Below are 12,486 nucleotides of genomic sequence, written 5' to 3'. Positions count from 1 at the left end.
AAGAAAGTGCGAAAGATTTACTGTCAGAGATGATGATTCGCCGTCACGCCGGAATTGTGGCCGGCTCCTCGGCCGCCTTCTCCACCGTTTCGTCAGGCAGGAATCGTCCAACCAGCTTGTCGTAGAGGAACACCCCGATCGGAGCGCCGATCAGCGGCCCCACGATGGGCACCCAGAAATACAAACTTCCGTACTGATCCCGCCAAGCACTGCCGTAGCCAGTGAGGTACGACGCCAGTCGCGGGCCGAAGTCACGGGCCGGATTGATGGCGTAACCCGCGTTGGTAGCCCAGGCGAATCCGATTCCCACCACGATCAATCCGACGACGAAGGGCGCCAGATTCGCGAGCGGCGGAGTGCCGCGGGAATCCGTCACGGCAACGATGAGAAACAGCAGAATGGCTGTACCGATGATCTGATCGATCAGTGCCGAGCCGAGACTGACCGGAAGCGTTCCGTTTCCGGGCATGGTCGAGAAGATCGTCTGAGTGGCCGTGGTGTGTCCGGGATCGATGGCGTTGAGCATGTCGTTGTAATTCCATCGAACGATCAACGCCGCCACGAAGGCTCCCGCAGTCTGCGCCAGCGTGTACGGCAGCACCTTGCGCCAGGAGAAGTCCCGGAAGATCGCGAAGGCGAACGTGACCGCAGGGTTGAGATGAGCACCCGTCGCCCGGCCTGCGACATAGATGCCGAACATCACGCCGAGTCCCCAGGCCCACGCAATGCTGTCGTGTCCACCGAGACCCCCTGCGCTCCCGCCGGACACCACCTGCGCCACCACTCCGACGCCGAACAAGATCAAGATCATCGTTCCCGCGAACTCGGCCGCCAATTCACCGAGAAGCCCCAATCGCTTGGCTTTCTCCATCCCCACCCTCACTTCGTTGTGATGCATGTCATAGTTTGCTCTGCTGTACTCGTAGCGTAAGGCCCTTTGCACATTCACGCATAGCTCGTGCACATATGTGCAAATTGCCGATTTGCGCACCGTAACGCGGGTAACAGACACACTTCAGGGACTTTGCGTGATCGAACGGTTCAGCCTGGTCCGACTCGGATAAGATTCGGTTCAGTGCTCTTGCACGTACGTGCAGACAGGACGAAACCATGGAAACTCCCACTTCCGACGCCCCAACGTCCGACCCGGCGGACCCGCGTATCGCCGACGCCGTTCAGGCCGCTCGCCTCTACTACTTCCAAGATCAGACGATGGCTGCCATCGGACGCGACATGGGAGTCTCCAGATCCACCGTCTCCAGGCTGATCACTTACGCACGCACTTCGGGACTCGTCGAGATCAAGATCAGCACGCCGCACGGCCAGGCGCCTCGCATCGAACGCGAGTTCTCGGAACGGTACGGAGTACGCGCACACGTAGTGACCGTGCCGGAACTGGTGGGGGACCTCGAGCGACTCGAGAAGGTCGCCACTTTCGCGGGACGCCTGTTGGCCTCGTTCTTCGACAGCGACATGGTGATGGGAATCGCCTGGGGAACAACTCTCAGTGAAGTCAGCAAGCACCTCGCCCCCAAACGCACGTACAACTCCTACGTCGTGCAACTCAATGGTGCTGCCAATACCCGCACCACGGGAATCTCCTACGCCAGCGACATCATCAGAACCATCGCCGACGCCTACGGCGCTCTGCCACAAGGATTTCCGGTACCTGCATTCTTCGACTACCCGGAAACCCGGGAACAGTTGTGGCGCGAACGCAGCATCAAGCGAGTGCTGGACATGCAGAAACGAATGGACCTGGCAGTCTTCAGCATCGGCGTCCCGGGCGGCAACGTACCCAGTCACGTCTATACCGCCGGATACCTCGAACCAGATGAAGCAGAAGCACTTCGACGCGACGGAGTGGTCGGGGACATCGCAACCGTGTTCTTCCGGTCCGACGGGAGCTATCGCGGCATAGAACTCAACGAGCGCGCGAGCGGGCCGCGGCTCGACCTTTTCGAGAAGGTCGCCAGACGCGTGTGCATCGTCGCAGGGACAGCAAAACTGCCCGCCCTGGAGGGAGCACTACGGGGCGGGCTGATCACCGACCTGATCATCGACGACGTCAGTGCCACCGCGCTGGTGTCCTGACCGCTGCACCAACTTCTCGATTCCGTCGAGCAGAAGGCCCAGCGAGAAACTGAAATCGAAAGCATCATCGCCGGCGGCCTCGCCCTCCGGACTGCCGTCCTCGAAGCCGCCCTCCTCGATTGCAGCACTGAGGTAGGGAAAGTCCTCGCGGTTGATGACTCGCGCGATGAGGGCGCCGTAAGCCACGTCGTCGTCAGCCGACTGCGCCGACCGCGAAGCCAGGTCAGCCGAGAAGCGGGCGCGGCCGATCACGAACAACGACACGTTGGTCACCACCTGGAACTTCGACGCGGCACTCAGAGCGACGCCGTCGAGTGCGCTCAGCCCCGCGTCGAGCCACGCCATGTTGTTCGGTCCGGTCGGCGGAGCGGTGATGGGCAGCTTGAGCCACCAGGGCCGACTCAGCATCGTGGCGTACTCCTGGTTTGCCCACGCCTCGAGCTTGACGCGCCAGGTCACGTCGTCGGGAATTATCGGCGGCGGCCCGATCACTCGATCCGAAATCAGTTCGATCAGTTCGTCTTTGCTTGCCACGTAGCGATAGAGCGACATCGTCGTGAACCCGAGCGCTTTGGCCACCCGGCCCATCGACAGTGCCGTCACACCTTCTGCGTCGGCAAGCTCGATCGCGGTGTCGAGAATGTGCTCGAGACTGAGCCCCTTCTTGGGACCCCGCGTTCCGGGCTGATCGAGTCCCCAGGCCAGTTCGACCGCCCTCGGTAGCGCGCCGCCATCCATACAGCTCCCACTCTTCGCTCTTGCCATCATCCTAGAACTGTGTACGCTATAAACACGAGTTTATGCCATACACAGTTACCCCGGAGGTTTCGATGTCAGGAACGATCCCCGCAATCTCGGTCCGCGGACTCCGCAAGCGCTACGGCGATCAACAGGTTCTGGACGGACTCGACCTGTCGGTGCCAGCCGGATCGGTGTACGCCCTCCTCGGCGCGAACGGCGCCGGAAAGACCACAGCGGTAAGAATTCTCACCACCCTCATTCCCTTCGACGCCGGCGAGGTCACCGTGGCGGGTCACTCACTCCCCGACGATCCCCAGAACGTTCGCCGACGCATCAGCGTCACCGGGCAATATGCTGCCGTCGACACGCTGTTGACCGGCTCCGAGAACCTGACTCTCCTGGGCGAGCTGAATCACCTGGGCCGGAAGAACTCTCGAAAACGTACCGACGAACTGCTCGACCAGTTCGACCTGACGGACTTCGGCGACAAACGAGCGGGCGACTACTCGGGCGGCATGCTCAGACGGCTCGACATCGCGATGAGCCTGGTCGCGAACCCGGACGTCGTCTTCCTCGACGAACCCACCACCGGCTTGGACCCGAGAAGCCGTCACGAAATGTGGTCGATAGTTCGCGGTCTCACGGCGTCGGGTGTCACGATCTTCCTCACCACCCAATACCTCGACGAGGCAGACGAATTGGCCGATACCGTCGGCGTGCTCAGTGGCGGCCGTCTGGTCGCCGAGGGAACACCGGACGAACTCAAGCGACTTGTTCCCGGCGGCCACGTCGCACTGCAATTCGAGAACCTGGCCCAACTCGATCTCGCCGCGGCGTCACTGCCGCAGGCGCACTCGAATGCCGAGACATTGACCCTGCACATCCCTTCCGACGGAGCCGTTCCGTCGATCAAAGCCATCCTCGACTCTATCGACGACCCGTCGATCACCGTCGAGAAGTTCTCCGTTCACACCCCGGATCTGGACGACGTGTTCTTCGCGCTCACCGGATCCGGCCAACCCGAGATTGCGAGCGTTCGATGACGTCCACCATTGCAGTCGATTCCGCGGTGATGCTTCGCCGTAATCTCAAACACGTTCTGCGTAGCCCTGATTCGATGATCACCGCGATAGCGCTGCCGGTCATGCTCATGCTGCTGTTCGTCTACGTCTTCGGTGGTGCCATCAACACCGGTACCGCGTACATCGACTACGTCGTGCCCGGAATAATCCTTCTGTGCGCCGGTTTCGGCGCCTCGACCACCGCCGTCAGCGTCTCGAGCGACATGAAGGACGGGATCATCGACCGTTTCCGGACGCTCGCGATCTCACCGTCATCGGTCCTGACCGGGCATGTGCTCGCCAGCGTCGTCCGCAATGTTCTGACGACGGCGATCGTGGTTCTCGTCGCGCTGATCATGGGGTTTCGTCCGACCAGTGATCCGCTACGGTGGCTCGGCGTCGCCGCGGTGATCGTCGCCTTCGTGTTCGCGATGTCGTACCTGTCGACGGCACTGGGGCTCCTGGCCCGGAACCCCGAGGCGGCAAGTGGTTTCACCTTCGCCATCATGTTCCTGCCCTACGTCAGCACTGCCTTCGTCCCGGCCGAGACCATGCCGTCGTGGCTGCAGGGGTTCGCTCGCCACCAGCCGGTGACTCCCATCATCGAGACGGTGCGTGGACTCTTGATGGGCACCCCGATCGGAAACAGCGCCGTCATCGCGCTCGCCTGGTGCCTGGGCATCGCCGCCGTGGGATTTGTATGGTCGAACTGGCTCTACCGGCGAAAGACAGCACGCTGACCACACAAGAAAGCCCCACACCTGACGGTGCGGGGCCCTCGTGCTGTGCGCCTTTATTAACCGCGGGGGGTTAATAAAGGCGCACAGTAAATTACTTGGCGTCCAGCAGATCGATCACGAAGACCAAGGTCTTGCCGGAAAGCTGGTGCCCTGCACCGGCGGGGCCGTATGCCAGCTCCGGCGGAATGGTGAGCTGACGACGTCCGCCGACCTTCATGCCCGGGATGCCGTCCTGCCAGCCCTTGATCAGGCCACGAAGCGGGAACTGAATGGACTCGCCACGGCTCCAGGAAGAGTCGAACTCTTCGCCGGACTCGAACTCGACACCGACGTAGTGAACGTCGACGGTGCCACCGGGAACTGCTTCGGCGCCTTCTCCGACGACCAGGTCCTTTATGACCAGATCGGTCGGCGCGGGGCCTTCCTGGAACTCGATTACGGGCTTGCTACTCATGGGTCCTCCTCGTTGAGGCGAAAATTGTGGGCAGGGGCTAGCGGGTGGTGATATCCCGATAGTCACGCTCGGTGTAGCCGGTGTAGATCTGGCGCGGGCGGCCGATCTTCGTAGCCGGATCCTCGTGCATTTCACGCCAGTGCGCAATCCAACCGGGCAGACGGCCCATGGCGAACAGCACCGTGAACATGCGCGGCGGGAAGCCCATCGCGCGGTAGATGAGGCCGGTGTAGAAGTCGACGTTCGGGTAGAGCTTGCGCTCGATGAAGTAATCGTCCGTGAGGGCGGCCTCTTCGAGTTGCATTGCGATGTTGAGCAGTTCGTCGTCGCCACCGAGCTTGGCGAGGATGGTGTGCGCGGTTTCGCGGACCAGCGCAGCGCGCGGGTCGTAGTTGCGGTAGACGCGGTGCCCGAAGCCCATGAGCTTCACGCCGTCTTCCTTGTTCTTGACCTTGCGGACGAACTCGGCTGCGGTGCTGCCGCTGGCCTTGATCTCGTCGAGCATCTCGAGCACTGCCTGGTTCGCGCCGCCGTGCAGCGGGCCCCACAGTGCGTTGATGCCGGCAGAGACGGAGGTGAACAGGTTGGCGTCCGACGAGCCGACCATACGCACGGTCGACGTGGAGCAGTTCTGCTCGTGGTCGGCGTGCAGGATCAGCAGCATGTCGAGTGCCTTGGCGACCTCGGGATCACCCTGGTACGGCTCGGCGGGGAAGCCGAACGTCATACGCATGAAGTTCTCGACCAGGTTCAACGAGTTGTCCGGGTACAGGAACGGCTGTCCGACGGACTTCTTGTACGCGTACGCAGCGATGGTCGGCAGCTTCGCGAGAAGACGGATGGTGGACAGTTCCACCTGCTCCGGATCCTCGGGATCGAGCGAATCCTGGTAGTACGCCGACAGTGCGTTCACTGCGGACGAGAGAACCGGCATCGGGTGGGCGTTGCGCGGGAAACCGTCGAAGAACCGCTTGAGGTCCTCGTGGAGCAGGGTGTGTCGACGAATGCGGTCCGTGAAGGACTCGAGCTGGGCGTCGGTCGGCAGTTCGCCGTAGATCAGCAGGTAGCTGACCTCGATGAACGTCGACTTACCTGCCAACTGCTCGATGGGATATCCGCGGTAACGCAGGATTCCCTTCTCGCCGTCGATATAGGTGATTGCAGAACTGGTGGATGCAGTGTTCACAAAACCGGGGTCAAGGGTGGTGTACCCCGTTGTGGCCAGCAGCTTTCCCAGCTCGATGCCGTCATTGCCCTCAGTTGCCCTGGCAATGGACATCGTGTACTCACCACCGGGGTAAGTAAGCGTGGGCTTTGTGTCATTGTCAGCGGGCACGAAGGATCCCTCTCAAGCTCGAACCAACGAGTAACTACATGCGATCAACTAGAAACTAGTCGCACGGGCGAGATCGTGCCGAAGGAGGGTCGCCCCACGGCTATTTTTCGGGTACTCACGAACCCGACATACCCACCGAAACTGAAACACGTTACAGGCTGTATTTTCTCGCTCGCGTGACCGATACTCCAGTCTACGGAATCGTGCGTTCACCCACACTGATCTGCACATCTCGACAGCGGCACACGACGTGGACGAACGACGGACCTTCCGGACCACCGGCAACGCGTACTGAAAACCGATGGTTATCGACTGATATCCAGTCGGCGTTACACGATCCCACGGTATGAGAGCCGGATCACAGAGCCTTGATACCCCAGCTACCCGTCCACGTCTGGCTCGGCTGAAGGACCAGGAGATCGATGCCCGAGTTGAAGGCGTCAGGCGGGCAGGTCATCGGTTCCAATGCCAATGCGCGTCCACGGTCGGGATATCCCTTGTCATTGGCAGGATCTGCGATAAATGCCTGAATCCACGGGAACTCGCGGTTGGTCCACAGGGCAGTGCCCGTTCCGTCTGGAGCCAGAAGCTCGTGTTGCGTGCGACCACTCCCGTCGACGACGTCTAATGCGCTGTACGGAGTGTCCAATTGAACCCCGGCGAGCGGTCTCCGCGTCCGGAAGTCGTAATCCGTACCGGCGACGGCCTGCGAATACGCATTCGGCAGCATCCTCGCCGGATCGATCGGCAGCCGCGTGCCGGCCGCCAGATGCAGAGCACATTCGTCGAGAGGAAAATCGCCGGCGCGGATGAAGGTATGCATTCCGAGCCCGAACGGCGACGACGTCGCACCCTTGTTCGTGGCCGTGTGAGTCACGGTCAACCCGTCGGCACCGACTGCATAGGCGACCGTCAGCTGCAACGGATACGGCCAACCCTTGTGCAGTCCGACGTCCACCGACAGCTCGACGCGCTCGTAGGTGTGGTCGACGAGGGTCCAATTCCGACGCCTGACAAACCCGTGGCTTGCGTTCCCCAGTGCCGGTTCGGTGATCTCGAGTTGATGCTCGATTCCGTCGAACATGAAGTGCCCGTCCCGAATCCGGTTGGGCCACGGTGCGAGAACCAATCCGGCAGAGAGCGGTGGCTTCGATCCGAGGGCCCAGGTTTCGGTCAGCGCACGCCGACCGTTGGGACCCTCGTGATCGAGAAGCCGCAATCCGGCACCGGCCGCAGCGATCTCGGCACGGTAACCGCCACCACGGATCTCGAACCCTCCCCTACCCGTGCTGTGCGGCGCAGTCATACGTACCAGTTTCCACCACGAGCGACCGGTTAACCAGGACGTCAGGCGGCGCGTCCCACCTTGTAACGAACGAACGCCGGAAATGCGAGAGCAGAAAGGACAACGCCGACAATCACCAGGAAGCCGCCGCCGGCCGCCGCGACACCGGTTCCGAACAGGAAGGCCGCACCGCCGTGCAGTACGTCACCGATGCGCGGACCACCTGCCACGACCACGATGAAGACGCCCTGCAATCTTCCGCGCATGTCGTCGGTTGCCACTTGCTGGAGCATCGTGCTGCGGAATGCGGCCGAGACCATGTCGACGGCGCCGCCGAAGGCCAGGAACGCCACCGCGACCCAGAGCAGAATCACGCTGGAACCGGGACTCGCGAAGTACACGGCAACGCCGAAGCCGACCATGGACAGTCCCCACAGCACGATGCAGACCAGCACGGCGCGCCCCTGGTATCGCACCCGAGGCAGCCAACCCGAGAAGACTCCGCCCAGAACGGCTCCCACCGACATCGCCGCGAACAGCAGTCCGAGTGCAAAACCACCGCTGGCAGGGTCACCGAAGGATTCGTGTGCGATCTCAGGGAACAGTGCTCTCGACATCCCGAACACCATCGCGATGATGTCCACCACGAACGACGCGAGCAGAACCTTCTGCGTGGCCAGATACGTGAAGCCGCCAAGCACCTCGCTCAATCCGGCCCGCCGAGAGGTTCCGGTCGGCGGAATCGCCGGGAGCTTCCACACTGCCCACAACGTGGCGAGCAGAAAGATCGAGTCGACCAGGTACAGCAGCTGCAGACCTGCCTTCGGAATGAGAACGCCGGCCAGCAGCGGGCCGGCTATCGCACCGAACTGCACGACGGTCATGTTCAGCGAGTTCGCGGCAGGTAACTGTCGGCCCGGAATCAGCCGAGGAATGATCGCCGCTCGCGTCGGCTGGTTGACGGCAAAGAACGCCTGTTGAACCGAGAACAAGCCGAGCACCAACCACACGTTGTTCACGTTCAGCGCGGCTTGGATCCAGAACAGAACCGACGTGACACCCAGTCCGATCGAGGTGATCATCAACAGCCGTCGTCGGTCCATGACATCTGCGAGGGCGCCGCCCCACAGACCGAAAACGATCAGCGGTACCAAGCCGAAGATTCCCGTCAGACCGACATAGGCCGAACTCAAGGTGATCTGATACACCTGCTGCGGTACCGCGACCACACTGAGCTGAGCGCCGATGACGGTGACGATGCCGGCCGTCCACAGTCGTCGATAGTCGCGATTCTCGAGCGGAGTCGTGTCCGCAAGTAGCCGGCTCACGGCTGGAGCCGGACGGCGGACCACTGTCCGTCGACCAGGCTCGTGCGAACTCGATTGTGCATGCGGTTCGCGCGCCCTTGCCAGAACTCGACAGACTCCGGCCGGATCAGAATCCCGCCCCAGTTCGGTGGCACCGGAATCTCTCCGTCCACGCCGAATCGGGCGGCGACCTCACGCAGTTGCTCGTCGAGATCGGCACGCGAGCCGATCGGACGAGACTGCGACGACGCCCACGCGCCGAGCTGCGATCCACGAGGCCTGGTTCGCCAATACTCTTGCGTCAGTTGAGCACTCACCCGCTCGGCGGCGCCGCGAACGATCACCTGCCTGGCAAGAGTCAGCCACGTGAAGTTGGCCGACGCATACGGATGGGCGTCGAGTTGACGAGCCTTGTCGGATCCGTAGTTGGTGAAGAAGAGCACGCCGTCTTCACTGAGGCCCTTGCAGAGCACGGTGCGCGAGGCGGGATGTCCACGGTCGTCCACCGTCGACAGAGTCATGGCGTTCGGTTCCGGCGCGTCCGCTTCGACGGCGTCCACGAGCCATTGACGCATGAGGGGCAGCCAACCGGTCTCGACGACCGAGGTATCCAATTCCGCACTCATGCGGTCCTCGACGGACTCCGATTCGCTGCCTGCTTGCGGATAGCCCACACGCATGGCCGCGAGTTCGTTGTCCACCGCCTGCGGGTCCTGACGTTCATTCGACACAGCCGAGAACGCTACTCCCGGGTACTCACTGGCCAACGGCTACGCGGCACGCGCTAAAGTTTGCCGTGGCTAGACCCGACCCGGACCGCGAGCCGCACCAGCGACAGCAACCGAATCGGGACGAGACGATTGCGCAGTACTAAACACGGTGCGTGCTCATCCCTGCGAGCACCGAGGCGCAGTCACTGAAGCTGAGGCAGTGCGACTGTAGACCTGGCGCACTCGAACGAGGAGAGTCCACGAGAATGGCAGCGAGCGCAGCAATACCGGACGATTTTGTGAGCGGACTCGAAGGCGTCGTCGCCTTCACCAGCGATATCGCAGAACCCGACAAAGACGGCGGCGCACTGCGCTACCGCGGAGTCGACATCGAAGACCTGGTCGGCCAGAGGGTTACCTTCGGCAACGTATGGGCTCTTCTCGTCGACGGCCGCTTCGGCCCCGGCCTGCCGCCGGCCGAGCCGTTCCCCCTCCCCATTCACACCGGCGACGTCCGTGTCGACGTCCAGGCCGGACTTGCGATGCTGGCTCCCATCTGGGGCTACCAGCCGCTCCTCGACATCGATGACGAGACCGCCCGCGACCAGCTCGCCCGCGCGTCCGTCATGGCACTGTCCTACGTCGCGCAGTCCGCTCGCGGCATCTACCAGCCCGCAGTCCCGCAGAGCCGCATCGACGAGGCCAAGACGGTCACCGAGCGCTTCATGGTGCGCTGGAAGGGTGAGCCCGATCCGGCACACGTCGAGGCAATCGACGCGTACTGGGTCTCCGCAGCCGAGCACGGCATGAACGCCTCCACCTTCACGGCCCGCGTCATCGCCTCCACCGGCGCCGACGTCGCGGCCTCGCTCTCCGGCGCCATCGGCGCGATGTCCGGCCCGCTGCACGGCGGCGCTCCGGCCCGCGTTCTTCCGATGATCGAAGAGACCGAGAAGACCGGCGACGCCCGCGCACTGGTCAAGGGAATCCTCGACCGCAAGGAAAAGCTCATGGGCTTCGGACACCGCGTCTACCGCGCCGAAGATCCCCGTGCACGCGTGCTCCGCGCTACCGCGAAGCGCCTCAACGCTCCCCGCTACGAGGCTGCCGCAGCTCTCGAGCAGGCGGCACTGACGGAACTGCGTGAGCGTCGTCCCGATCGCGCGATCGAGACCAACGTCGAGTTCTGGGCTGCAGTCATCCTCGACTTCGCCGAGGTTCCCGCGCACATGATGCCCGCCATGTTCACCTGTGGCCGCACCGCCGGCTGGTGTGCACACATCCTCGAGCAGAAGCGTCTCGGTAAACTGGTACGCCCGGCCGCCATCTACACCGGCCCGGAGCCCCGCACGCCTGAGTCCGTCGAGGGCTGGGACCAGATCAGCCACGCGTGACACCCGCTCGAATTCGCCAATCACGGTAGTACAGAACACAAGTGAAGGAACAGAAAGAAGCGATGACCTCCACACCGATCATCCCCGCCGACCTCAAGCCCGCCGACGGACGCTTCGGCTGCGGTCCTTCCAAGGTTCGCCCCGAGCAGCTGCAGTCCCTGGTCGAGGTGGGCGCTTCGGTGTTCGGCACCAGCCATCGCCAGAAGCCGGTCAAGAACGTCGTCGCCAGCATTCGTTCCGGCCTCGCCGATCTGTTCTCACTGCCCGAGGGCTACGAGGTCGTCCTCGGTAACGGCGGAACCACTGCGTTCTGGGATGCGGCTGCATTCGGCCTCATCCGCGAGAAGTCGCTGCACCTGACCAACGGCGAATTCAGCTCCAAGTTCGCTTCGGTCGCCAAGGCCAACCCGTTCATCGGTGACCCGATCGTCGTCTCCGCCGATCCGGGCAGCGCACCGGTGCCGGTCTCGGACCCGTCCGTCGATCTCATCGGCTGGGCGCACAACGAGACCTCCACCGGTGTGTCGATCCCCGTCTCGCGTCCCGCGGGTTCGGAGAACGCCCTGATCGCCATCGACGCCACCTCGGGCGCCGGTGGACTCCCGGTCAACGTCGCCGATTCCGACGTCTACTACTTCGCTCCGCAGAAGTGCTTCGCTGCAGACGGCGGATTGTGGATCGCGCTGATGAGCCCGGCCGCCCTCGAGCGCGTCGCGGAGATCAAGGATTCGGGGCGCTGGACGCCCGACTTCCTCTCGCTGCCCATCGCCGTGGACAACAGCTCCAAGGATCAGACGTACAACACCCCGGCCCTGGCCACCCTGTTGCTCTTCGCCAACCAGATCGAGTGGATGAACAGCAACGGCGGCCTCGACTGGACCACCGCTCGCACCGCGGATTCGTCCTCGCGCCTGTACAACTGGGCCGAGGCCAGCGAGTTCGCAACGCCGTTCGTCGCTGATCCGGCACACCGCTCGCAGGTTGTCGGCACCATCGACTTCAACGACGACGTCGACGCTGCCGAGGTGGCAAAGATCCTGCGCGCCAACGGAATCGTCGATACCGAGCCGTACCGCAAGCTCGGCCGCAACCAGTTGCGTGTCGGCATGTTCCCGGCCATCGACCCCGATGACGTCACCGCTCTCACCAAGAGCATCGACTGGGTCGTTTCTCAGCTCGGCTGATTTTCACATTGCTTCACCGCTCGGCCCTCGACATCGTGTCGGGGGCCGAGCGTCGTTTGCGCAAGACCCTGTGAGCTACCACACCGGTAGGTGGATCAGAGGTCATCTCGCCCTGCGTGTCCTGCCGAGCCCATGGTCACGAATGAATTACAGTTGAGCGCGGCGCAAAGTCGCGAGCCG

Annotated in this window: 12 protein-coding genes; 5 read left to right on the top strand and 7 right to left on the bottom strand. The window is 62.9% G+C overall.

Translation table 11 applies throughout. The features are described 5' to 3' along the window. Nucleotides 1-43: 43 nt before the first annotated feature. The gene (locus ACFT1A_RS06225; protein WP_378446539.1) at nt 44-871 is read right to left on the bottom strand and encodes an MIP/aquaporin family protein; all 828 of its coding nucleotides are present in this window, start codon (nt 869-871) and stop codon (nt 44-46) included. A gap of 239 nt (nt 872-1,110) precedes the next feature. Between ACFT1A_RS06225 and ACFT1A_RS06220 the strand changes: the two genes are divergently transcribed. Next, complete coding sequence (locus ACFT1A_RS06220) at nt 1,111-2,094, top strand: sugar-binding transcriptional regulator (protein ID WP_378446253.1); 984 nt, start codon at nt 1,111-1,113, stop codon at nt 2,092-2,094. On the opposite strand, the gene ACFT1A_RS06215 is transcribed toward ACFT1A_RS06220, so the two are convergent. After that, nucleotides 2,029-2,832: a TetR/AcrR family transcriptional regulator gene (locus tag ACFT1A_RS06215; RefSeq protein ID WP_378446538.1), complete on the bottom strand. Its 804-nt coding sequence runs from the start codon at nt 2,830-2,832 to the stop codon at nt 2,029-2,031. The genes ACFT1A_RS06220 and ACFT1A_RS06215 overlap by 66 nt on opposite strands. 92 nt (nt 2,833-2,924) lie before the next feature. Between ACFT1A_RS06215 and ACFT1A_RS06210 the strand changes: the two genes are divergently transcribed. Next, the gene (locus tag ACFT1A_RS06210) at nt 2,925-3,878 is read left to right on the top strand and encodes an ATP-binding cassette domain-containing protein (RefSeq protein ID WP_378446252.1); all 954 of its coding nucleotides are present in this window, start codon (nt 2,925-2,927) and stop codon (nt 3,876-3,878) included. Then, nucleotides 3,875-4,636, top strand: coding sequence for an ABC transporter permease (locus ACFT1A_RS06205; RefSeq protein WP_378446251.1), 762 nt, complete (start codon nt 3,875-3,877; stop codon nt 4,634-4,636). The genes ACFT1A_RS06210 and ACFT1A_RS06205 overlap by 4 nt, the downstream gene beginning before the upstream one ends. 91 nt (nt 4,637-4,727) lie before the next feature. Here ACFT1A_RS06205 and ACFT1A_RS06200 read toward each other — a convergent pair whose 3' ends face one another. The 5 genes from ACFT1A_RS06200 to pdxH form a co-directional block, all read right to left on the bottom strand. Continuing rightward, a complete protein-coding gene (locus tag ACFT1A_RS06200; protein WP_003940440.1) occupies nt 4,728-5,090 on the bottom strand; it encodes an FKBP-type peptidyl-prolyl cis-trans isomerase in 363 nt (120 codons plus the stop codon). A 37-nt stretch (nt 5,091-5,127) separates the two neighbouring features. Beyond that, nucleotides 5,128-6,426, bottom strand: a complete 1,299-nt coding sequence (locus ACFT1A_RS06195; RefSeq protein ID WP_020908786.1) for a citrate synthase — start codon at nt 6,424-6,426, stop codon at nt 5,128-5,130. A 358-nt stretch (nt 6,427-6,784) separates the two neighbouring features. Beyond that, nucleotides 6,785-7,732, bottom strand: a complete 948-nt coding sequence (locus ACFT1A_RS06190) for an aldose 1-epimerase family protein (protein ID WP_378446250.1) — start codon at nt 7,730-7,732, stop codon at nt 6,785-6,787. A gap of 41 nt (nt 7,733-7,773) precedes the next feature. Beyond that, a complete protein-coding gene (locus ACFT1A_RS06185; protein ID WP_378446249.1) occupies nt 7,774-9,039 on the bottom strand; it encodes an MFS transporter in 1,266 nt (421 codons plus the stop codon). Further along, on the bottom strand, nt 9,036-9,749 hold the full coding sequence (gene pdxH, locus ACFT1A_RS06180; protein WP_378446248.1) for a pyridoxamine 5'-phosphate oxidase: 714 nt from the start codon (nt 9,747-9,749) through the stop codon (nt 9,036-9,038). The genes ACFT1A_RS06185 and pdxH overlap by 4 nt, the downstream gene beginning before the upstream one ends. Nucleotides 9,750-9,994: 245 nt before the next feature. Between pdxH and ACFT1A_RS06175 the strand changes: the two genes are divergently transcribed. Together ACFT1A_RS06175 and serC are read left to right on the top strand one after the other, a co-directional pair. Then, a complete protein-coding gene (locus tag ACFT1A_RS06175; protein ID WP_230814514.1) occupies nt 9,995-11,122 on the top strand; it encodes a citrate synthase 2 in 1,128 nt (375 codons plus the stop codon). A gap of 62 nt (nt 11,123-11,184) precedes the next feature. Then, nucleotides 11,185-12,306, top strand: a complete 1,122-nt coding sequence (gene serC / locus ACFT1A_RS06170; RefSeq protein ID WP_007733484.1) for a phosphoserine transaminase — start codon at nt 11,185-11,187, stop codon at nt 12,304-12,306. Nucleotides 12,307-12,486 lie beyond the last annotated feature (180 nt).

Origin of the sequence: Rhodococcus sp. NPDC057135 (assembly GCF_042670865.1) — a bacterium.
Classification (GTDB): domain Bacteria; phylum Actinomycetota; class Actinomycetes; order Mycobacteriales; family Mycobacteriaceae; genus Rhodococcus_F.
Note: the sequence above shows the minus strand (reverse complement) of the source record. Positions and strands in the feature narration are given on the sequence as shown.